Source organism: Winogradskyella costae (assembly GCF_013403865.1).
Classification (GTDB): domain Bacteria; phylum Bacteroidota; class Bacteroidia; order Flavobacteriales; family Flavobacteriaceae; genus Winogradskyella; species Winogradskyella costae.
In genome coordinates this window covers 1-24,997 of record NZ_JABFDK010000008.1, presented here as the reverse complement: position 1 = coordinate 24,997, position 24,997 = coordinate 1, and the positions used below count along the sequence as shown (strand labels likewise).

General features: G+C 34.5%; 16 protein-coding genes. 4 read left to right on the top strand and 12 right to left on the bottom strand.

The features are described from left to right. Positions 1-97 precede the first annotated feature (97 nt). From HM986_RS14335 to porU, 5 genes are all read right to left on the bottom strand, one after another. Positions 98-1,771, bottom strand: coding sequence for a pyruvate dehydrogenase complex dihydrolipoamide acetyltransferase (locus HM986_RS14335; RefSeq protein WP_179335782.1), 1,674 nt, complete (start codon positions 1,769-1,771; stop codon positions 98-100). 3 nt (positions 1,772-1,774) lie between these two features. Next, positions 1,775-2,776, bottom strand: a complete 1,002-nt coding sequence (gene pdhA, locus HM986_RS14330; protein ID WP_179335781.1) for a pyruvate dehydrogenase (acetyl-transferring) E1 component subunit alpha — start codon at positions 2,774-2,776, stop codon at positions 1,775-1,777. A gap of 119 nt (positions 2,777-2,895) precedes the next feature. Further along, positions 2,896-3,378, bottom strand: coding sequence for a cytidine deaminase (gene cdd, locus HM986_RS14325; RefSeq protein ID WP_179335780.1), 483 nt, complete (start codon positions 3,376-3,378; stop codon positions 2,896-2,898). 79 nt (positions 3,379-3,457) lie between these two features. Further along, a complete protein-coding gene (gene porV / locus HM986_RS14320) occupies positions 3,458-4,720 on the bottom strand; it encodes a type IX secretion system outer membrane channel protein PorV (RefSeq protein WP_179335779.1) in 1,263 nt (420 codons plus the stop codon). Between the two features lie 65 nt (positions 4,721-4,785). Continuing rightward, positions 4,786-8,646 carry a type IX secretion system sortase PorU gene (gene porU / locus HM986_RS14315; RefSeq protein ID WP_179335778.1) on the bottom strand — a complete coding sequence of 1,287 codons (3,861 nt, stop codon included), beginning with the start codon at positions 8,644-8,646 and terminating at the stop codon, positions 4,786-4,788. 323 nt (positions 8,647-8,969) lie between these two features. Here porU and gldJ point away from each other — a divergent pair, with 323 nt between their 5' ends. Next, positions 8,970-10,649 carry a gliding motility lipoprotein GldJ gene (gene gldJ / locus HM986_RS14310; RefSeq protein WP_179335777.1) on the top strand — a complete coding sequence of 560 codons (1,680 nt, stop codon included), beginning with the start codon at positions 8,970-8,972 and terminating at the stop codon, positions 10,647-10,649. A 148-nt stretch (positions 10,650-10,797) separates the two neighbouring features. Continuing rightward, positions 10,798-12,078 carry a UDP-N-acetylmuramoyl-tripeptide--D-alanyl-D-alanine ligase gene (locus HM986_RS14305; RefSeq protein WP_179335776.1) on the top strand — a complete coding sequence of 427 codons (1,281 nt, stop codon included), beginning with the start codon at positions 10,798-10,800 and terminating at the stop codon, positions 12,076-12,078. A 94-nt stretch (positions 12,079-12,172) separates the two neighbouring features. Here HM986_RS14305 and HM986_RS14300 read toward each other — a convergent pair whose 3' ends face one another. Continuing rightward, a complete protein-coding gene (locus HM986_RS14300; protein WP_179335775.1) occupies positions 12,173-12,571 on the bottom strand; it encodes a VOC family protein in 399 nt (132 codons plus the stop codon). Positions 12,572-12,978: 407 nt separating this feature from the next. Here HM986_RS14300 and HM986_RS14295 point away from each other — a divergent pair, with 407 nt between their 5' ends. Further along, complete coding sequence (locus tag HM986_RS14295; protein ID WP_179335774.1) at positions 12,979-15,555, top strand: T9SS type A sorting domain-containing protein; 2,577 nt, start codon at positions 12,979-12,981, stop codon at positions 15,553-15,555. 319 nt (positions 15,556-15,874) lie between these two features. Continuing rightward, complete coding sequence (locus HM986_RS14290) at positions 15,875-16,984, top strand: formylglycine-generating enzyme family protein (protein WP_179335773.1); 1,110 nt, start codon at positions 15,875-15,877, stop codon at positions 16,982-16,984. A gap of 155 nt (positions 16,985-17,139) precedes the next feature. On the opposite strand, the gene HM986_RS14285 is transcribed toward HM986_RS14290, so the two are convergent. The 6 genes from HM986_RS14285 to HM986_RS14260 form a co-directional block, all read right to left on the bottom strand. Next, on the bottom strand, positions 17,140-18,327 hold the full coding sequence (locus HM986_RS14285; RefSeq protein ID WP_179335772.1) for a carboxypeptidase-like regulatory domain-containing protein: 1,188 nt from the start codon (positions 18,325-18,327) through the stop codon (positions 17,140-17,142). 85 nt (positions 18,328-18,412) lie between these two features. After that, the gene (locus HM986_RS14280) at positions 18,413-20,251 is read right to left on the bottom strand and encodes an arylsulfatase (RefSeq protein WP_179335771.1); all 1,839 of its coding nucleotides are present in this window, start codon (positions 20,249-20,251) and stop codon (positions 18,413-18,415) included. Positions 20,252-20,310: 59 nt separating this feature from the next. Beyond that, positions 20,311-21,714, bottom strand: a complete 1,404-nt coding sequence (locus HM986_RS14275; protein ID WP_179335770.1) for a sulfatase family protein — start codon at positions 21,712-21,714, stop codon at positions 20,311-20,313. A gap of 7 nt (positions 21,715-21,721) precedes the next feature. After that, a complete protein-coding gene (locus tag HM986_RS14270; RefSeq protein WP_218841445.1) occupies positions 21,722-23,263 on the bottom strand; it encodes a sulfatase family protein in 1,542 nt (513 codons plus the stop codon). A 26-nt stretch (positions 23,264-23,289) separates the two neighbouring features. Beyond that, complete coding sequence (locus tag HM986_RS14265; protein ID WP_179335769.1) at positions 23,290-24,438, bottom strand: putative glycoside hydrolase; 1,149 nt, start codon at positions 24,436-24,438, stop codon at positions 23,290-23,292. A 10-nt stretch (positions 24,439-24,448) separates the two neighbouring features. Next, positions 24,449-24,997: hypothetical protein (locus tag HM986_RS14260; protein ID WP_218841444.1), on the bottom strand; the 549-nt coding region annotated here is incomplete at its 5' end.

Sequence of the window (24,997 nt, the reverse complement as noted above, 5' to 3'; positions counted from 1 at the left end):
TTTATTTGTGTTTAAAGATAAAAAAATCCTGATTCGAAAATTATCAAATCAGGATTATATTATATAGATACTCTAAATTTAGAGTGCGGTATTAGATTTACACAACCATTGTTAATGGGTTTTCAATATAGCCTTTTAATGTTTGAAGGAATTGTGCACCTGTAGCTCCATCAACCGTTCTATGGTCGCAAGCTAAACAAAGTTGCATGGTATTACCAACTACAATTTGTCCGTTTTTAACTACTGGTTTTTCAACAATATTTCCAACAGATAAGATTGCTGAATTAGGTTGATTGATAATTGATGTAAAACTATCGATACCGAACATTCCTAAGTTAGAAATGGTAAACGTACTACCTTCCATTTCATCTAGTCCTAACTTTTTATTTCTAGCTTTCCCTGCTAATTCTTTAACAGCTCCACCAATTTGAGTTAAACTTTGCTCGTTAGCAAATTTAACAACAGGCACTAATAAACCGTCTGGTACGGCAACTGCTACACCAATATGTACGTGGTTATTTAATTTCATTCTATCATCAAACCACTGTGAATTTACTTGAGGATGCTGCTTTAATGCTAAAGCACATGCCTTTACAATCATATCGTTGTAAGAAATCTTAGTATCCGGGATAGAATTATATTGTTTTCTAAATGCAATGGCGTTTTCCATATCATACTCCACATTTAAATAGTAATGTGGTGCCGTAAATTTAGATTTCGCTAAATTTTTAGCAATCGCCTTACGCATGTTTGAGTTTGGAATTTCATCAAAATCTTCTTGACCCGTTGGTACAAATTTACCAACAGTAGCTCCTTGTGTTGCAGGTGTAAAGTTTTCAATATCTTTCTTTACAATTCTTCCGTTTTCACCAGACCCTTTAACTTGAGATAAATTAACCCCTTTTTCATCTGCCATTTTTTTAGCTAATGGCGAAGCGAAAACTCTTGATGAATTTGAATTCGAAGTTGAAGCCGAATTAGAACTTGAAGCTTTAGGAGCTTCTTTCTTTTCTTCAACTTTTTTAGTCTCTGCTTTTGGCGTTTCTTTTTTAACCTCAGCTTTAGGGGCTTCTTTCTTAACTTCTGCTCCTTCAGATTTAAAGTTTTTAGCAATACCAGAAACATCAGTTCCTTTAGGACCAATTATAGCCAATAATGAATCTACCTTAGCTGACTCACCTTCTTCTAAACCAATATGTAATAAATTTCCAGATTGGAACGATTCAAATTCCATTGTTGCCTTATCTGTTTCGATCTCAGCTAAAATATCTCCTTCTTCAACCTCGTCACCAACTTTCTTTAACCAAGTCGCCACAGTTCCTTCTTCCATAGTATCACTTAAACGTGGCATGGTAACAACGATAACTCCTTCTGGTAATTCTTCATCAGAACTTGACGCTGAATCATCTGTAGACTCCTCTGAAGTTTCCTTTGCAGAATCATTAGATGTGTCAGATTCTTCTTTTGAATCATCATTATCTTCGGAAGCATCTTTTGAGGACTCTCCATTCAAATAACCAGAAATATCTTCACCTTCTTCACCTATAATAGCTAAAAGGGTATCAACTTTAGCAGTTTCACCTTCTTGAATACCAATATGAAGTAACGTCCCTTCGTTAAAAGACTCAAACTCCATAGTTGCTTTATCAGTTTCGATTTCAGCTAAAATATCTCCTTCTTCTACTTTGTCACCTACCTTTTTTAACCAAGAGGCAACAGTTCCTTCTTCCATGGTGTCGCTCAAACGCGGCATATTTATTACTTCTGCCATAGTTTACTTAATTTTGTGGTCTATAAATGGGTAATCTTCTTGCTCATATACAACATCGTACATCACATTCTTTTCAGGATATGGAGATTCGTCTGCGAATTTCTCACATTCTGAAACACGTTTTTTAACATCCTTGTCAATGGCCTTTAGATCTGCTTCTGTAGCATACTCATTTTCAAGAATAATATCTTTTACTTGTGTAATTGGGTCAATTTTTTTGTACTCAGCCACCTCATCTTTTGTTCTATAATGTTGTGCATCAGACATTGAATGACCTCTATAACGGTATGTTTTAACTTCTAAAAATGAAGGTCCACCACCTTTTCTTGCGCGTTGAATTGCTTCATCAAAAGCTTCTGCAACTTTAATAGGATTCATCCCATCTACTGCACCAGAAGGCATATCATACCCAAGTCCTAGTTTCCAAATATCGGTATGGTTTGCTGTACGCGCAACTGAAGTTCCCATCGCATAACCGTTGTTTTCACAAACGAATACTACTGGTAAATTCCAAAGCATTGCTAAGTTAAACGTTTCATGTAACGATCCTTGTCTTGCAGCACCATCACCAAAACAACAAATGGTTACGGCATCTTTATCGTGATATTTATCACCAAAAGCAATACCAGCACCTAAAGGAATTTGACCACCAACAATACCGTGACCTCCATAAAAACGAAATTCTTTAGAGAAAATATGCATAGATCCACCAAGACCCATAGACGTTCCTGTTGCTTTCCCAAACAATTCTGCCATAACGCGTTTTGGATCTACCCCCATGCCTATTGGCTGAACGTGATTACGATATGCTGTAATCATTTTGTCTTTGGTTAAATCCATAGCATGTAAAGCTCCTGCTAATACAGCCTCTTGGCCATTATACAAGTGAAGGAATCCTCTAACTTTTTGCTGAATATAAACTGCGGCAAGCTTGTCTTCAAACTTTCGCCAGAACAACATGTCCTCGTACCACTTTAGGTAAACTTCTTTAGTTATTTTTTGCATTTTTTGATGAGTTCTTTTTAAATAAAATAGAATAACAAAAATAACACTTTAGTCAATAATGAAGAAACAGTATATCATAAAAAAAATAAGTTATTACTGAATTTATTGCAATGAAAACCTTATAATACTGAACTTTCAAAAAGAAGCGGTAATAAATTACCTAAAGAACGTGATTTTACAACCTTACCTTCTGCTCCCATAAAATAAATTTCGATGGGTTGGTCTTGTTTTATTTCGTATTCTGCTATAGATTGTCTACAAGCTCCACATGGTGGTATAGGCTTATTTGTATTTTGATTTTGTGACGAAGCTGTAATTGCCATTTTCAGAATTTTAGCTTTAGGATATTTTGCTCCGGCATAAAATATTGCTGTACGTTCTGCACATAATCCTGAAGGAAAACATGCATTTTCTTGATTACTTCCAATAACAACAATACTATTATCTAACAAAATAGCCGCTCCTACATTAAATTTTGAATACGGGGCATATGCATTCTCTCTAGCTTCTATGGCCGTAGTCATTAAATTTTGAATGGCTTTAGGAAGCTCATTTATATCATCATAGACTTGTAATGTGGTTTCTATTTTGACTTCCTTCATAGTGTGCAAATTATTTTAGACAAAAAAACTATTGCTTTAGTAAACAATAGTTCTTAAGATCTAAATTTAGTTATAAATTTTAATATTCGGTGTATTCACCATCACCAAAATTAAAGGTGAGTGAAAAACGTAACGTATTTTCTAATGGACTCTGCACTTTAGAAGCGGAAAATAAATATGATAAATCAACATTTATTGTAGTGTATTTAAAACCTGCTCCAAGCGCAAAAAACTTACGCGCCCCTTTATCATCTGCTTCGTTAAAATAACCTGTTCTCAATGAAAAACTATCCTGATACGTATACTCTGCACTTAATGCCCAAGTAAATTCTCTTAGTTCTTCACTAAAACCACCTGGCGCATCTCCAAAAGATTGAAACACTCCATTTAAGAAACTGACGTCAGGATCTCGACCTGAAATAATAACATCTTCTGCCGATGCAGCTAATTGCGCGTCGCTCTGAGAATCACCGTCATCCGGATTAAATATGCCATCACCATTTGCATCGTCAAAAACAATTCTATCACCATAAATCGGCGGAGTTGGCACCAAATATTTAGAAACTTCACCAGTTACTGCTAGTTTATTATATTGATCAAATATAAAATCGAATCCTGCTCCTAATCTTAAGTTGGTTGGCTGAAAAACATCATTACCACCATCGTCGTACTTAAATTTTGGTCCTAAATTCTGAATGGCAAAACCTGCTCTCCAACGGCCATTATAATCATTATAGGCTTCTTCTTCACTTTGATAATACCCAGTAATATCTGCACCAAAAGTACTAGCTGGTTGTGCATTCGAATCACCTATTCCACTAATTCTTAGATCAGATCTCATATAACGTAATGCAACAGCCATTCCAAATTGATCACTTAATCTTAAAGTATATGCACCATCAATAGCAAATTCATTTGGTTTTACAATTCTTCCTGGATCTGCAGCATTATCAGTTAATGTGATCTCACCAAGCGAGAAATATTTAACACTAGCAGAAAATGCACTAACGTCATTAATTCTGTTAAAATAAGTAACATAACTAATAGAAATATCATTTACAAGCTTACTTAAATATGGTGTATAACTTAAACTAACCCCTTGTTTTGCTTCAGAAAAAACATATTTAGCTGGATTATATTGTTGTGAATAGCCATCTACTGAGGTTGCAACTCCCATATCACCTAAAGATGCTGATCTTGCATCTGGCGCTATTAGCATAAATGGCAAACCTGTTGTAATTACTCGACTATCAAAACTATTTGCAATAATTTGTGTTGTTTCTTGTGCAAAGGCGTTACTTATTGTAACAAGAGCCATTAAGGCTATAATCTGTTTCTTCATGTTCAGTTTTTGAAATATTAACACCTCGTAATTAGCATTAATTCGTTAGCAAATATAAATTATTATTATAGTATGACAAGTTTTTGAATTTTTTCAACTTGTTTATTTAAACGATTAGATTTCACTTTTAGTTTATAGACATAGACTCCTTTTCCTATTTTATCTCCAAAATCGTCTCTTCCGTCCCAAATAATATCTTTAGATAAAGAACTTACAGCTTTGCTTCCGCCTGAGGTTTGTCCATTTAACGTTCTTACTAATTTACCCGAAACTGTAAATATCTGCACAGATATATCTAAAGGCTCTACACTATTGTGGTTAAACCAAAACTCAGTATAACTTACAAATGGATTTGGGTAGTTTAAAACATTATTAATCACTAATTCTTCATCTTTATCAAAAACAATAAATTGAAATTCTACGGTTGAAGAGTTATTGTAAACATCCCAAGCTTTTAAGGTCAATGTATGTAAACCAGGTTCTAAATCTCTAAATGGATAAGATACGGTACCATTAGTATAATCATCTACTTCTGCTTGATAATAGTTGTTTAAAACGATAGGGTTGGTTTCATCTCCATCAATGACAGCTGTAATATCATGCCCAATACCACTGGCTGTATTAATACCATTATCATCTTGAAGCTTTGCTAAAAAAACTGGAGATTCATTTGTTATACCACCAGAAACAAAGTTTTCGTCGTTCATATACAAATTAATGACCGGTCCGATATTATCCTCAGGAGCATTTTCATTAATACCTCCAATTTGAATATCAAAATTGGCACCTGCTTGGTCCGAAATCGGATTAGTTGTTTGCGCATAAAAACTCACTTTTCCATTGCCAACCGGAATTCCGATATCTTTTGGGACAATAAAATCAAATTCAAATAATCCATTTACAACACTAGCCTGACCTTTAAATATAACTTCACCTAGTGTATTAAAATCCATTATAATAAGATCACCATCAGTATCAGTAACTCCATCATTACCCAGGGTTTGACGCTCAATATTTTTATCAAAAACCGTTGCGGTTAATGTACCATTATAATTAGACAAGACATTGCCATTTGTATCCACCACTTCACCAGCTAGTTTTGTATAACTTAAAGCTTTTAGGACATCGATAGACTGTGTAATTTCTACATCATTTACTTTAGTTAATTTAATATCTGGTTGCGCAAAAGCCAATTTCATTGCAGGATCACCGATATAAAACACTAATCGTTTTTGACTGGAGCCAGCGATATTGTTATCTGTTTTTGTTAGACGCAAAGCTTCCGCCATTGAGACGTAATCTCTAGAACCAAATGCAAATAAATAATCATCTAAGACATTATTTAACGATTCACCAACAGTCACAATTATTTGTCGGGTTGTAGTCACTAAAGCCACGGCACCTCCATTTGTATTCCAAAACGTATACTCACCTGCTGTTTCTCTGTTCGGGTCATCGAATTTTGTGTATTCACAAGTTACGGTAATAAACAAATTATATTTACAGATATTGTTAATCTCTTGCGAATCTATCTTATCAAAAATTCGTTCTTTAGCAATACCATCTTCACCTCCATGACCAAAATAATTAACTACCAAAGCACCAACTTCAATAGCATCCTTTATAGCGTCATTAACTTTAGGGTACCTATTTCCTGCCGCAGAAGATTCTTGCTCAAAGGCATCTGAATGAATTTTAACAACATTTAAAAATGACTTTTCCTCATCTAAAGTCGTCCCTAAATCATCCGTAGTTTTTTGCAAACGTTGTTCCCAAGCCTCATCGACATCATCGGAAATAAGAAGGATATTATTCCTCCAACTGCCATAAGCTTCTGGTTGGTAATAGGTGTTTATTTTGTCTACCATCTCTTTAGCACGCTGCACATTTTCTGCTAAAATTCTCCCCACTGCGATATCCATTCGGTCGATCGAATTAGTCATGCCGCCTTCATTATCATCTAGCATTGCATAAAAATCATCTGAAACAAATGAACTTGTTAAACTAAAACTACTTGTAGTATACCATGAAGGTATTAAGTTGGTATTATTGTTTATTCTGTTTTTATAATCATAAGAACCGTCCCCAAATAAACAAAGATATTTTAAGCGTTTACTTGGTGTACTCGCGTTGTCATATACGTATTTAATAAAATTACGCAATGCAGCAATATCTTGACTACCTGTACTGAACTCATTATAGATTGTTTGTATATCAACTACCTTTACACTTAAACTGTATTGATTTCTATTGATCTCAGCTAAGCGTTCTGCTTGTGTTAAAAATTGAGATGGCGCCAAAATGATATAATCGATATCTTCAAACTCACCTTGACTGTTATTAAAAATTGTGCCTTTTAAGTTTTGATTAGAAACAACCGTCCTAGAATCTACTTTGGGCAAAAAAGTATTTGAGTTAGAAAATGCTAAATATGTTCTTTCCTCGCCAGAACCCGCTTTAAAAGACATCGTACTAGCGTTGCCTGAGTTTACAGTAGTACTCACATTAAAACGGTCAGTTATATCCCATATTTCTCTAATAGCATTTGTATTAGTAATATTGTATTGAACAATTCCCGGTGTGGTAATGACATCTTTATTTTTAAAAACCAACTGATCACCTTCATATCTTAAACCACGAGTAGCTTCAATATTAATATAATCTAGAAATGCATTGGCAGATGGATTTCCACTATTATTGTAGTCAAAAGCTACCGTAACGACATCCGAAGTAATATTTTGTGATTGCCTATATGCCGCAGCAGTTCCTAAAACCGAACCTGGAGTTATAGCTGAGAGTCCAAAAGTTGTAACTTCATTGCCATTAATTGTAACCTTCATAGTTGTCGCCACTTCGGAAACAGATCCTACAGCTATACTAAAGTCTACAGGAGTCGTTGTTACTAAATTTGGAAATTCAAACTCATAAGACCTTTGATTATCAATATCAAAATCGTCCCCGAACCAGCGCCTTCCTAATTTAGCAAGGTTATAGTCATCAACTTCATAAAACTGATAATCTTGAAACGTATCAATTAGAAGATTAGCTTCTGCATTAATAGTAGGCATACTTTGTATACGTTTACCATTACCAGAACTTACATTTACATAGTAATATGTCTTATCTGTGTACAAATTTAAATTTGTTTCACTTTCTTCACTGTACGTTTTGGGGCCTTCCCCATAAAAAAGAATATAATCAGCACTATCAAAACGACCGTCTTCTTCACCTATAAATTTCACGGCATTTTCTACAACATCAAATGGATAATTTTCAGAATTTTGCAACGGAAGCATTCTCCCTCCATTACCATAGATCTTTATCGTTCTTGGGTCTACAGAATTCGTATTTACCCCTAAACCGCCTAAAAAACTCTTGGACAATTTAAATACACCAGAATCCTCTATATAAAACCGATACCATTGCCCGGAACTTAAAACTGAATTTGAAATATCATTAACACCCTTTGCTATAACCGAAGAACGATTAGAAGTCACACTATAATTTACCGTGAATGCTGTTATTCGTTTAAAAATTCCTTTATCGTTAATAATAGGACTTAATTCAAAATAGGTGCGATACTTTCCTCTAGCATTAGTATTATGTAATTTAGGACTTGGAGAATTGGGGATACGTTTTGGATTTAAATCTTTTAATTCGTTAGATGACATTGTTTCATATACGATATTGGTGACAGCAACTGAGCTTTGGTCAATTTGCCCCCCGTTACTTTCCCATTGTCCAAAAAAAAGTAGTCCCTTATCATCATCATAATTAAAATGATTCTCATCAAAAGCAGGAACTTCAATTTTGCTATAATTGGTTTCTAAAACCTTATAGCCATCCCAGTTTATATTAAATTGCTTTTGCTGTCCAAAACAAAGCATCGTAAATAAGAGAAGAGAAATTAAATAGCAATTTTTCATTTATTCATTTTCGTTATTAGCCTCTAGAAGAATTAAAAGATACAGGTCGTATTTAACAAATCTAATATTTCACAATAAAATAACGGCTTATAAGTGGCGTTATTATGACTACACAATTTTTATTTCAAAAATACAACAATAAATCATTTCTAAGCTCGTTATTAAAGGGCAAAATACATCGATAAATTGGAAAAAACCCGTTGTTATGTTCAAAAAAAAGGATGAAATGCATTATTTTTTAAATTTAGACACAAAAAAAAGTTGTCGGTTTACCTTTAATTGTTATATTGCGACTCTAAAATTAAACGAGCTTACTTAAACGTATGGATATGAAACATGTCTCAAACCTAAAATTTTTAATAGCAGCAACGCTTTGCGCCACAATTGTGAGTTGTAATCGTTCTTCTAATTCTGGCAACGTAGATAGTGCCACAGGCTGGAAAATCAACGATAAAAAAGGTGGTTTTCAGTACAACACTCAATTTAAAGAGCAAGAAACACCTCCGGGAACTGCTTTCGTTGAAGGTGGAACCTTTACAATGGGTAAAGTACAAGATGACCCAATGCACGATTGGAATAATACTCCAACTCAACAGCATATACAATCATTCTATATGGATGAAACAGAAGTTACCAATGTTAACTATTTGTTTTATTTAGATTATTTAAAAAATGTATACCCACCAGATGATCCTAACTACGCTTTAATTTACAAAGGAGCACTTCCAGATACATTAGTATGGAGAAATCGTTTAGGCTATAACGAAATGATGACTGAAAACTACTTACGTCACCCAGGTTATGCAAACTATCCTGTAGTTGGTGTAAGTTGGATCCAAGCCGTAGAATATGCGAATTGGAGAACTGACCGTGTAGCAGAATTGTCATTACAAGAAGCTGGTTATATAAAAAGAGATGCACAATACACAGACGTAAGTGCAGAAAGTACATTTAGTACTGACACTTATATCAATGCTCCATCACAAACTTACGGTGGTAATTCTGAAGTTTTAGAAGGAGGACAACGTAGACAACAAATGGATGCAGACGGAAACCCTATTAATATTTATGCCGATAGAGAATCTGGATTAATTCCTGTAAAATATAGACTTCCTACCGAAGCAGAATGGGAATATGCAGCATTAGGTATGAGTGAATTACGCCAATATAATGTATATAGAGGTCGTAAAAAATACCCATGGGATGGTCAGTATACAAGATCTGGAAAACGTGTAAATCGCGGAGATCAATTGGCTAACTTTAAGCAAGGTAAAGGTGATTACGGTGGAATCGCAGGATGGTCTGATGATGGTGCCGATATTACTGCAGAAGTTAAAACATACGAACCTAATGATTATGGTTTATTTGATATGGCCGGGAATGTTGCTGAATGGGTAGCTGATGTTTACAGACCTATCGTAGACGATGAATTCAATGACTTTAACTACTATAGAGGAAACGTATATTCTAAAAATGCGATTAATGAAGATGGTACAGTAAAAATTGTAACTGTTGATGAGATTGTATATGATACATTAAGTAACGGTAAAATTATCGCTAGAGATTTACCTGGTGAAATTGCAAGAGTTCCAATTGACGAAAATGAAACATATTTAAGAACTAACTTTAGTCAAAGTGATAACATAAACTTTAGAGATGGTGATAAGCGTTCTTCACGTCACTATAGAGAGAGTTTTGACGAAAGTGAAGGAGATAAGAGTGCAACAAGTAAAATGTACAATTCTCCAAAACATAAAGTTCAAATGGATTCTGCTTCTGGTACTATGACTAGAGAATATGACCAATCTAATAGTAGAACATCACTAATTAACGATGAAGTAAGAGTTTACAAAGGTGGTTCTTGGAGAGATAGAGCATACTGGATTGACCCAGCGCAACGTCGCTATTTCCCACAAGATATGGCAACAGACTATATAGGTTTTAGATGTGCTGTTTCTAGAGTTGGATCTAAAAGTGCTGAAGCTGGCAAAAGAAGAAATTAAGAAGTTTTAAATAATCTTTTAAAAAGTCCTGATAAATATATCAGGACTTTTTTTATTTTTAAACCTGTCAATCATAGAAGCTTTAATTATAACTATTTAAAGCACAATTGCAAAAAACCACACATAACAACCTAAGCATTACAGCACTATGGAAATCGATACGCTATATCAAAAGTTTAAGACCTGCTCTACAATCTCAACAGATACTAGAAAACTACACCAAGACTGTATGTATTTTGCTTTAAAAGGTGATAATTTTGATGGAAATAAATTTGTAGACAAAGCTTTTGCCGGTGGTGCTAAATACTGTGTGGTAGATGATGTGGAGGCGTTAGGGAATGACAACTGTATATATGTCGAAGACGTACTAACCTCATTACAAAAGCTTGCAACCTACCATAGAAAAGCGATTAACATTCCTATTATAGCATTAACAGGTAGCAACGGCAAAACAACAACTAAAGAACTCATAAATGCCGTTCTCAATACCACTTACAACGTTAACGCTACTGTCGGAAATTTAAACAACCATATAGGTGTACCCCTAACTTTATTAAGTTTTTCAGAAGATATAGATTTTGGTATAGTTGAAATGGGAGCCAACCATCAAAACGAAATCGCATTTTTATGTGGCATAGCACTACCCGATTACGGTTTAATCACTAATTTCGGTAAGGCGCATCTTGAAGGATTTGGAAGTATAGAAGGTGTCGTTAAAGCGAAATCAGAATTATATGATTACATAAAGCAAAATCGCAAAATCGCATTTATAAATGAGGACGACGAGAAGCAAGTAAAACAAATTGGTGCTTATTCTCAAATCATTACTTTCGGTAAGAGTGCAGAGAATGACTGTGCGGTTTCTTTTGAAAGTGCCAACCCTAATGTAACATTAAAATATAATGACATTAAAATTGAAAGTCAACTTATAGGCGATTACAACTACGGCAATATAGCAGTGGCGGTGACCATTGGCAAATATTTTAAGATTACAACACATAACATTAAAAAAGCTATTGAAGGTTATCAGCCCGATAATAACCGATCTGAAATCATAAAAAAAGGAACTACTAAAATCATCTTAGATGCTTACAATGCGAATCCTACAAGTATGTTGGCAGCCCTAAAGAATCTAAAACAATTAGATGCAGAAAACAAATATCTGTTTCTTGGCGATATGTTTGAATTAGGCGCAGACGCAGAAAAAGAACATCAGTCTATAGTAGACTTTATCGAGGCTAATTTTAAAACTAATATCGTTCTAATTGGCAAAAACTTCTATAAAACAAAAACAAAAGCCTCCACAGTTAAGCTTCCTAGCTTTGAAGACTTAAAACCAAATCTAAGAGACCTTAAACTTCAAAACACTACGGTATTAATAAAAGGCTCTCGTGGCATGGCTTTAGAACGTATTTTAAAATATTTATAATAGTAATGCATTTACTATAAAAACACAACTAAATACCCCTTTTGAAAACGATTTCAAAAGGGGTATTTACTAAGTGTCTATGACGAAAAAACTCTTATTGATTATGGTTTACCATCCAACCAATTCCGAACTTATCTGTACAGCGGCCAAAATAACCCCATTCCCTTTCGCGGTAACTGTGGTGTACTTGTCCTCCTTCTGATAAGGATTCAAAAAGTTCTTTCCCTTCTGCCTTACTAGAAGCTTCAATACTCATATGCATTTGATTACCGCTATTGAGTGGTGTATCTGGCGAAGCATCGTAAGCCATAAAATAAACATTCTTTCCTTTTAACTCTGCATGCTGAAGCTTATCTCTATAAGAGGATGGAACATCTATTTTTTTGTCCTCGTAAGTTTGACGATTAATTATATCAGCATCAAATAGCTCGCTGTAAAATTTTAGTGCTTCTTGACAATTTCCTTTAAACGATAAATATGCTTGTACTTTCATTATTTTAAATTTTAAGATTAAATAAATTTTGAACCTAAACTTATTTAAATTCTATACAAACCCTTAGCTGATTTCGTAGTTTTTAGTGCTCATTCACTCTCTAAGAAAAACCTAGAGATTAGTATTAACTTTTAAAAACTCATACAATACAGTCAATAAAATCATTTTTAAAGCTTTTATCCCAAATAATCAAGGTAGTATTTCGCTTTCAATCATATTTCCCTAAACAACACAAACACTTATAAATCAATAATATAAAAATACAATCTATTAAAACTCTTACAATATACACGTCCTATCTATCAATATGATAACATTAAATGAGTATGTTTTTGGGCGATTTAAGCAAGGCTAAGTCAGTATATTAGCTTAATTTTGTCCTCTTACTTATACAAAGCCCTAAACCTATGAAAAAACAACTACACTTTATTATGCTTTTAGTCCTCGCAGGATTAGGAAGTTCTCAACTAAACGCACAAGATGCTACTTTTGCTGAAACTACAGATGATCTTTGGACTAACAACGCAAACTGGACACCAACTACACCAGCAACAGGTATAGCGACCATGACAACTAAAGCGGACTTAAACGGTGGCACTTTTTCTTTAGATGAAATAATAATTTCAGGTACACCAATAACCATTTCCAATGGTACTTTAACAATTGGAAGTGCTGCTACAGGTAGTAATTCTATTGGTAATAATGCCAATACAGCAATAACTACTTTTGACTGTAACATAAATTTAAATACTAATAAGAGAATTAGAAATGCTAGTTCGAGTAAACTAATTTTCGCTGATGGAAATACATTGGCATTAGGAGCATCTGCTGTTTATTTCCATAACCTATCTACTGTTAATCCTATAGAATTAAATGGAATTGTTACAGGAAGTAATAGTATTAGATTCAGAAATGAATTAATTTTAGGAACTACTTCAGATTGTACAGACTTTACTGGTAGTTTTAATTTTACAGGAGGCAACGATGCGTTATTAACTGTAAATGGAGAAAACACTATTGAAGCTTCCATTTCAAATAATCAAAATGTAACATCTGAAGTCGCATTCAATGCCAACCAAAACAATATGGCTAACCTCAATCTTAACTCAAATACGTTAGCGTTAAACTTTGATTCATCAGTAACAACAGTTCAGTTTTCTGGAGCTTCAACAAATGGAGGTATCGTTGATTTAAAAAATTATACATCTGGTGTTCTTAGAATAGGAACAACAGATACTAGTGTTTCTCAAACGGAATTAGATACGTGGCTTATTGATGGTGTAGAACCTGAAAATGGTACTCTTGTACAAGATGCTTCTGGCTATATTACTAAAATTATCCCAGTAGGTGTGACGTATACTTCAACAACTGGTCAGAGTATGGATTGGGAAGATGCTACCTCTTGGGTAGGTGGTGTTGTACCTAATGCGATTAATGATAATGTAATAATACATGGCCTTATATCAATAAATTCAGACGTTATTGTAAATGACTTTACCATTGTAAATATAGATGGTACGGACGTTGAAAAAGAAAGAGTAATAGTTACTCCAGGAAACTCTCTTACTGTAAATGGAGATACCGTAACAAGAAATGGTCAACTTTTTGCTCAGAGTCAATCTGATAGTTTTGGTAGTTTAATTTTTAACGGTGCCGTAGATGGAGATATTAGATATTATAGATACGTAAATATATTCTCAGATAACGATTTAATATCGACTCCTGCAACGAGAATATTTAGTGATTTTACAGCAGAAAACAGTAGTCTTTACGAGAACCCAGCAACAACGACTGAAAAATTGTTTGGTCCTTTTGATAATACCGCCGGTGAATACCTAACTTGGGATGAAGTGGATGATGGAGCTGAAAATATAATCCCTGGAATAGGTTACAGAACAGCAACTAATGCTGGAAGTACTCTTTTAATTAGAGCTGAAGTCGCTTCACCAGCAGTAGATGTACCTGTTTCTATTTCAGATGGAGGTCACGCTACTTATGGTAAATGGAATTTAATAGGAAACCCTTTTCCTTCATATTTAGATTTTGATGCTTTTTTCACAGAGAACTCAAGTCAATTCGATACAGGAGCTTTTCAAGCCATTTATGGTTATGATGCTGATGATTCTAATGGTAGTAATTTCACTATCTGGAATGCATTTAATACGACTGATAAAATTGCACCAGCACAAGGTTTCTTTGTAAGAACTAAGTCTGGTGGAGGAACTGTAACTTTCAAACCAGAAATGAGAACTATTGGAAATTCAGATGATTTTATTGTTGGTAGAACAACACCTGACTTTGTTTTATCTGAGTTATTTTTGTCTAACGGAACATCTAATTTTACTACAAAAATATATTTTGCAGACAATCAAACTCGTGGTTTAGACCCTGGTTATGATGCAGGTGCTTATGCAGGGTCTGCAAAAGGGATCTTTACACATTTAGTTGAAGATAATACAAATATTGAAATGGCTATACAAGCATTATCATATGACGATTTTAACGATGTAGTTGTGCCACTTGGTGTTAAAAGTGAAGCAGGTGTGCAATTAACATTAGGGTTAAATGCTACAACGGCTACTATACCTTCAAGTGTTAGTGTTTACCTTGAGGATAATGTCACTAACACTTGGACGTTATTAAATACTGGTAATTATGTATTTACACCATCTAGTACATTAAATGGAACAGGTCGTTTCTATGTGCATTTCTCATCGGCAACATTATCGGTAAATGACAACGTTTTAAGCGGTTTAAATATATACACAGAGCAAACATCTAAGAATGTCATAGTTAAAGGACAACTTAATAGTGCTACAACAGCTGTAATTTATGATATACAAGGTAGATTGGTATTACAACAAGCTTTAGATACTACTAGCACAACAAATACTGTTAATGCGAATGCAATAGGAACAGGAGTTTATATAGTTGAATTAAAAAGTGAAACGCAAAACAGAACTCAAAAAATTATTATTAAATAAATCATATAAAATCAACACTTTAAATAGTTGAATACACATATCATTTTGAATTAATCAGTACCTAAAAAAACCGCAATATTTGAAAAAATGTTACGGTTTTTTTATAAGATAGAATATGTCTTAGTGCTGTCTTAGGGGTAAATTCATAAGCAAACTCGAATTATTTGGGAGCATAACTAATAAAATTAGTAGCAATAATTATAATGTTATGGCTTAAAATAGTTTATTTACAATAGGAATACTAAGCCACTTAAAGAATAACTATCAATTTGCACATTATTTAGATAAAGAAAAATAGTTTAATAAAAATTAAAACAACATGTATCATCAACACTTAACAAAACAATGGGCTTATTTAGCTTTCGTTGTATTATTGTTTTCATCAGTGAGTAGCTGTAAAAATCAAGAGCAGAAACAAGTCAGTGAGCTCGAAGTTAAAGCTGAACCAATTTCAAAAATAGAAGCACCTGAAGGCATGGTATGGGTTGAAACAAAAACCTTTTTACAAGGAGCAAAAGATTCGGATCAATATGCTATGCCTAGAGAAAAACCGGCGCATTGGGTTACTGTTGATGGTTTTTTTATAGATATTACTGAAGTTACTAATAAGCAATTTAAGGCGTTTGTAGAAGCTACAAATTATATAACCATAGCAGAGCGAGAGATTGATTGGGAAGAAATTAAAAAAGAATTACCCCCCAACACACCAAAACCACATGATTCTATTCTACAGCCCGGAAGCTTAATTTTCAATAAAAGTGTAAATGCTGTGGTAAACATGGAGAACTATGGCCAATGGTGGACTTGGAGAACAGGAGCGAATTGGAGGCATCCTGATGGACCAAACTCTACGATTGAAGGTGAAGATGATTACCCTGTAGTCCATGTGGCCTACCAAGATGCTATAGCGTATTGTGAATGGGCTAATAGACGTTTACCAACTGAAGCAGAGTGGGAATCTGCGGCTCAAGGTAAAAATACAAATACCATATTTACCTGGGGCAATGATGCTGCAAAATTAGATGCGAATGCGAATACGTGGCAGGGGGTGTTTCCTACAAATAATGAGTCTCAAGATGGTTTTGAATTTATTTCTCCAGTAAAATCGTATCCAGCAAATAGTATTGGGTTATATGATATGGCTGGAAATGTATGGGAAATGACCAGTGATTTTTTTAGTGTAAAATATTATAGTGAGTTAGATACGTCACAACCTATTGTAAATCCTAAAGGCGCTGATACACATTTCAATCCTAATAATCCGTATCAAGTAGAACACGTGATGAAAGGTGGCTCTTTTTTATGCCACGCCTCGTACTGTGCAAGTTTTAGAATTTCAGCTAAAATGGGGGTTTCAGTAGATTCAGGATCCGATCATATGGGCTTTAGAACGGTTGCAACACAAAATATGCTATCATCTAAAGAATAACTAGTTTATTTCCCATACATAACTTAAAAAGCAGCAATATTTATTAAATATTGCTGCTTTTTTATATGGAACAATCGACAAATGGCCTTGCGTGAAATTATATTGTAAATGAAAAATTTGACACTAGTATATGTTCAAAATTCAGGTCGTTTTAATTAGTTGTTAGCCAAATTAAATTGAGTTTCCAATGGCACACCGTGAATGGATTCCAAATCTTTAACTTTTTGTTTGTAGAATTCTGTTGGCGGTGGAAAATTGAAGGTGTTCCAAAAAATCGAGTTGTATTCTACTTTAATATCTTCTATGTTTTTTTGGTAAACGTTAGAACTTTTAGTCTTAATTTTCTTTTTATCAGTTTCTATACCTAAAACGACAACTTCATTTCTCACAGAGATTTTAAATTTGTCATCTGTTGTTTTTAAAATTGACTGTTGTGTTTTGTTTAGTTCGTGATACTGTCTTGTAAAGTAATTATGATAGCTTAAATACATTTTTCCGTCCTTGTTCTTTTTATACAGATACACAAGTGTAGCAGATTCGTTGGTCGTTTTATATACCTTATAAGTATCCATCCCAATGTATAAAATTGGATCTTGGTAAGGTCGTCGTTTATTACTATTCTTTTGGCCTTGAATAATAATGATATCTTCACCATCGTATGATGTGTCTCCTATTTTAGACCATTTATAATTTCTATAAGGAATACCATTTCTTAGTGGGTTCATTTGGGTCATAAGATGAATAGGATACGTGCGTTTTAATTTGACATTAGGAAAATACCTGTAATCTACCGATTTTCTTCCTTCTACAATTTCTATACGATTAACATCACCACTACTTGGACCTTTATCTTTCACTTTTATGTAATGCTCAATAAGAAATTTAGCCTTTTCTTTTTCAACAGTAAAAAAACGATTTAAAACCTTTAATTCGTGCGTTGAACTTACGGTATTCTTTTTTAAGTTTTTAAAGGCCAACTGCACATAATGAGATGGGTTCATTATGTTAACTTCATCAAGCGATACAATATCTTCTTTTAAGGTTATTACTTTTTCGTTTAATGCCAAAAAGTCTTCAACTAAAATTTTAGAGGTTATATAACCTATGCTTGAAACCTCTAGAGTATCTAATAAGTTTTTTTTTGAGAGTTCTAATAAAAACTCCCCATCTTCATTACTTGATGTTCCAATCCATTTAGATGGAATACCTATGGCAGCATAGGAAACGCCACGACTAGTTTCATCTAAAACAACACCTTCTATTTTCAATATGTCTTGCGAATAGAGTGTAGTTACAGATAAAGTTATAATGAACAATAAAATAGTTTTTTTTAATAAATACATATAATGTTTTTTTTTTTAAAATTCATATCAATTTTCAAAAATAAAAAAAGGGTAAAATCATGTATTTTTTCAATCCCTAAGCTTATTAATCTATTAAAGAGAACTCCTTAGATATTCGATTCACTCTAATATAAAAAGCTCCCCAATCTTCATTTTCATCAGTTGTGAACCAAGCACTCATATCCGTTTTTCCTTTGGTGAAATTACCTTTAAAACTTATTACTTTTGCGTCCTTTTCTACAGCTTTAGTTTGTTCCCAAGCTCCAATTTTTACACCACCAGATTTAAAGTTCATCGTTCTACCTTCTGCTATTGCTTCTGTAGAAATGGTACCTTCTTTGCCTTCTACAGCCGCATTAATGGCTAAATTAGATTCAAAAGGCCATCTACTCAACTCAATAGTGTACGTTCCAGACTGTTCAAAGGCTACGGTAAATTCACCTCCTATTGGATTCTTTTGCGCTTCCCTAATATAATTCTGATTCCATGGAATTTTAGAATCGTGCACATGGGTATCATGGCAGGTTAATTCTATTGGATTTTGTTGATCTGATCCTAAAACAATAATAGGAAACTGATTAAATTCCGTAGAAACAGAACTCCACCATTCATTATAATAGCCTCGCATTTGTTCTACTTTTTCAGGAAACTGAGCAGCTAAGTCATTATCTTGACCTGGATCTTTAGAAATATCATATAATTCTTTACCATTAACTAATCGCATCTTACCTGACATCACAGCACTTTTTCTCCATTTTATAGGACTTTGCACACGCTGAGAATCGGTAATAAGATAATCTCTACCAATGGTTTCTTCTTCACCTAAAATCAATGAAGAAATATCTGAACCATCCATTTCTTTTTGTCCTTCAGGTAATTCTAAATTACATAAGGTCGCTAAAGTTGGCAAAATATCTAAATGTGCTGTTAAATCGGTAACATCTCTACCACCTTCAATCTGCTTTCCAGGGTACGATATAAAAAATGGCACACGGTGTCCACCTTCATATTCACTATTTTTTGTGCCTTTCATGCCTGCATTAAAACCGTAAAGCTTACCTCCTACGGTTTTATAGCCTGAAGCCGTTCCGTTATCCGTCATAAAAATAACGATCGTATTATCGGCTATTTTTAAGTCTTCCAATTTCTTTTGAAGTTTTGCAACGTTGTCATCTACATTGGTAATCATTCCATAAAATATCTTTTGAAACTCAGGAATGTCTAAATCTTTATATTGATTATAATAAGCTTCCGGAACGTTATAAGGAAGGTGTGGCGCATTCGTAGAAATATAAGCGAAGAACGGTTCATCTTTCTTGTCTTCAATATATTTTATCGCCTCATCAAACCAAACATCGGTGCAATAGCCCTCAAACTTTGTAGGTACTCCATTTTTAAAATAGGTATCATCAAAATAATCATTATCCCAATAATCTGGTGTTTGTCCTACGCCTCCTCCACCATGCGTAATGGTGTATTTAAAACCTTTATCTTGTGGTCTAGAAGGATAGGTATCTCCTAAGTGCCATTTACCAAACATAGCGGTTTCGTAACCATTGTCTTGAAACACGTCAGCCATAGTAACTTCATCCTCCCTTAAAATAGATACACCACCGATGGTATGCCAAACCCCAACTCTATTCGCATAGCGTCCGGTCATTAAACCCGATCTTGAAGGCGCGCAGGTTGGCCCCACATGAAAATCTGTTAATCGTACAGATTCGTCATGAAATTTGTCTAAAGCAGGCGTTTTAACTAGTGTATTTCCATGAGCTCCTAAATCCCCATAACCTTGGTCGTCTGTAATAATAACAATCACATTAGGTTGTTTTGCTTTTTTCGTTGTTGTTGTTTTTTGGGATTGGGATGTACATGACAAAGCAAATCCCATAAGTGCCATTAATACAATTATTTTTTTATTCATTTTAATTCTATTTTTTAAAAGTAGATGATGTCTATTCATTTGTACAAAACCGTTTTTATCTATTGGGGCAATTCTTTTTTCCAATCCATCCATAAGCTTTTAAGCTCATTTACAAGTTGCTCGTTATTTTCTGCGACATTAGTTTTTTCAAACGGGTCTTTAGAAATATTATAGAGTTCTTCTTTATTAATGGCGTCATTAAATAAGAGTTTCCAATCGCCATTTCTTACGGCTCCTTCTGCCCAATGATCTGTTTTTACTTTTGGAAAACGCCATTCCCAAAATAAAGGTTTGGTGCGTTCAAAACTTTTATTCTCTAAGATTGGTGTTATATTCTCTCCATCAATACTATAGTCTTTTGGTAGCGCTGTTTCTGCTAAGCTTGCAAAGGTTGGCAATAAATCTACTGTAGACAATACACTTGTCGTATCAACCTTATTCTCTTCCACATGATTTTTCCATTTTACAATAAAAGGCACCACAACGCCACCTTGAAGAATATCTACTTTTCGACCTCTTAGACCTGCTGTAGAACCCGCTTCTTTAGAAGGTCCCCATCCTGCAGGACCATTATCACTAGAAAAAATAATTAAGGTATTATCATCTAATCCCATTTCTGAAATGGACTCCAATAAGCGTCCAACATGAAAATCAGCATCTTTCAAAACCGCATAATAGGTTTCCTTACTTGGTGATAAGCCTTTAAAATCTTTGCGTTGCTCCTCTGAAGGCCATAAAGGTGTGTGCGGATCTTTTAGCCAAAGGTTAACAAACATGGGTTGTTTGCCTTTATTATCCTTTATAAAATCAATCGTTTCATCTACAGCAATTCGACTTGAACTTTGTACCCATAGCGTATCCGTATCCATAAATCGTGTGGTTGGCCATTTTTGATCGCCTTGCCATGTTGGTCCGTTTCCATTCCAAACTCTAGCTTCATCATAACCATATTCTTTGGGTTCTGGTGCTGAAGGATCTCCATGAGGTTGACCACCACCTCCTAAATGCCATTTTCCAAAATGTGCGGTTTTATAGCCTGCTTTTTGTAGGGTTTGAGGTAAATAAACGGGTAAGGAATCATTTAAATAATTCGGCATGTTACGTCTGGCATTCACTTCATTTCCTGCAAAATGGGCATGAACGCGATGTCTGGCTGGAAAATGACCCGTGATCACCGAAGACCGACTTGGTGAACAAACACCACTAGTCACATGGAATTGTGTAAACCGTGTCCCTTCAGCTGCCATTTTATCTATGTTTGGAGTCACGACTTCCGTGTTTCCATATACCCCTAAATCACCATAACCCCAATCATCTGCAAAAATAAAAATGATGTTTGGCCTTGCATCTTCTATTATGATACCTTCTTTCTCTGCTACAATTTCTTTTTTAGTGTTGTTGCAAGAAAGCATCGTCATAACAACGACACCTAACACAATGTTTTTTAATGGGTTAATGCGCATTATAAAATTAATTTTTAAATGTTTCTGTTTTCTGTTCATTGTGCAAGTCTGTGGCCAGCTCCTTGACTTTCTCTGGGAATTGACTTGCTAAATTTGTGGTTTGACCAATATCGTCTTTAAGATTAAAGAGCTGTACGGTATCCTTAGCCGTTTTAAAACGTTGTCCTTCAACAAACCATTCTGGTATTCTGGCGTGATAGCCATCTTTATTATTGATATACAGCCAATCTCCTTTTCTAACGGCATATTTGGGTGTAAATGTATTATGAATAATATTCGCTCTTACCACCTTATTATTTTCTTCTAACCACAACTTAGAAAAATTATAACTGTCGTGTTGAAAGCCTTTTGGTAAATCACTATTTGTAATAGATGCTAAGGTATTTAGAATATCAATTTGACTAAATAACTGAGAACTTGTAGTCCCTGGTTTTATTTTATTTGGCCATTTTACAATAAACGGTACATGGTGGCCTCCTTCGTAAACATCTCTTTTTACTCCTCTAAATGGATGAGAACTATCATGATTGTAGTTTTTAATACGATCGTAAGCATAACGCTCTGAGCCATTATCTGATGTAAAAATGACAATGGTATTGTCATCTGCACCAATGGATTTTAAAGCTTTTAAAACCTGACCTATAGCATCATCTGTTTGATATACAAAATCGCCATAAGGACCTGCTTTACTTTTTCCTCTAAATGCTTCGTTTGGAATTATTGGTGCATGTGGAGACGGAAAAGGCAGATATAAAAAGAACGGTTTTTCCGCTTTTTCTTGTTTTTTAATAAAGCTGACTGCAGACTTTGTAACCGTAGGTAAAACGTTATAAAAGTCCCAACCTTTAACTGCTGGCCCTGGTCTTAGCTCCCAGTTGCCTTCTAAAGCAAATTCTTCCTTTGGGTGTTCTAGCGTTATTGTTGGTGCTTCTGTAACCTTATCATTTTCAATCCAAGTATAGGGTGGAAAATTGATAGTACCATCGCCAAAATAAGAATCAAAACCTATAGACAAAGGGCCATTAGGAATAGGTTGATCCCAGTCGTAAGCCTGAGCTGGCCAAATTTCGACGTCCCTCTTGCCGTGTTTCGCTTTTATTTTTTCAGTAACCTCTTTTTTCCTGATGGATTCCCAGTTCCAACCCAAATGCCATTTCCCAATGGCTGCTGTGTGATAACCGTTATTTTTAAGAATTCGAGGTAAAGTCACCTGATTTTCTATAAACACAGATTCTCCCATGGCATGTACGATATCATTAAAATCTCTCCAATGATAACGACCAGATAGTAAGGCGTACCGACTTGGCGTACAAACACCAGAAGAACTATGCGCATCTGTCATGAGCAGCCCTTCTCTAGCGAGTTGATCTAAATTAGGTGTTGGGATTTTAGATTGTGGATTTTGAATCGCCAAATCACCATACCCCATATCATCGGCATAAAATATAATGATGTTGGGTTTATTGACCTTCTCCGTTCGTTTTGTTTGTTGTTGGCAAGATGTTAAACACATCAGTATGAAAACATAACAGTAGGGACTAATCTTCATGGTTTTTTTACTTTATTTATGGTTTTTTATGCTTTCCAATCAATGGTAGCTTTCTTGTTTTCTAAATCGACCCAAACACGGGCATGTTCATAATCTCGTGTTAAAATCCATGCATTGACTTGCATCTCGTTTAAAGGCTTCCCTAATGGTTTATCAAATTCTGGATACCATAAAAGTGACCCCATACTTAAGCGATACCCCCAATTATAGATAATATACGAATGTTTTTGTGCACCAGCTAAAAAAGAAGCCAATGCAAACGTTAGGTGTTCTTTAGAAATTTCCGCTTTTTCTTTATCAGATTTAGCCATAAACCCTTTGTTTACCCATGCATTTTCTGGCCAAGTCTTAAACACTACAATTTTCCCACTCTTACCTGCTTTTTCCATCTCTTGAATATCTTGAAGCATACTCTCTTTTGTTTTGCTATTAAAATATCCAAAATGCTCAATCATAATGGCATCTGTAGAATCTGGAAAATCATCACCACTATTTCTAACAGGTGTTGAACGTATACCGTTATAAACGATTAATTTTTCTTCACCAATTTTAGCTCTAGTTTCTTTAATTAAATCTTTTAAGCCTTGTTGTATCGCATCAAATTTTTCAGTTCCCCATAAGCGTTTATTACCTGGATTTGTAACCTGAACCAAGGCATCAAAGAAAACACCATCAATGTTATCATTCTTTAAATTGTCTAACGCAATATCAGACCACCAATCTCTAAGTTCGGAATTAGATAAATCATAGCGCTTTAATTTATCATCTTTTAAATCTAGTTCCCCTGTTTTTGTTTTAAGCCACCAATCTGATTTTGTTTGATAATCTTCATGCGCTTCATACATATTATAATCTAAAAAAGCATTCCAATAGAATACCACTTTCATGTCTGGATTTAAATCCTTTAACACTTTAGCATCAGCTGCAATAGCTTCTTCTGAATATTTGTATTTTGGAAAACCATGTGCCTTTTCTAATACCGTGAAGTTAGAATGAGAGGCTACAAATTTTGCTTCAGATTTTGTTAAAAGGTTTCCTTTTTTACCAAAATGAAAAGCTACAGGAACTTTGTCCCAACTAAACTTTGGATAATGCTTATCACTTTGTGAAAAGGCTGCTTGTAATAGAAACAAACTGACTAAAAATAAACTTTTATGTAAAAAGGTTAACTTCATGATGCTTACATTATTTTATTGGTAAAATTTTAATAGATTTTAGACTAGATGTTTGCGCATCACCCTCAACCAAAGACGTTTTTATTATATGATTACCTGCCGTTTTAAATTCTAAAATTCCCATTCTGCGATAGGCATACTTATCGGTTGCTGCTTGCTGGTTTTGAATTTTTATACCTTCATCTGTTGTTGTTTTCCAAACCAATCGTCCTTCTCCTTTATATTCTAAATCTAGATAATAATAACCTGGTTCTTGAACATTAACCTCCCAACAAACCATGCCGTCTTCTTCCCAATTGCTTACTTGATTGGCATGTTTCCATTCACCAAATTTTTCCATCCAACGTATGTTTTTTTGTTCTGCGCCTTCAGTTTCTCCAAATTCGGTTAATAATCTAGTCGGCACATTTGGATAGATGCCTAAGTTTGTTTCTACAATAGGTTCTGCGTCTTTAAGCTTAACTTCAATTACAGATATTAACTCGTCTGGTGCTTTATAAGGCACATCGATAACTAACCAATCTTTAGCCTTAGAAAATTTAAGCGGACTGCTTTTTTT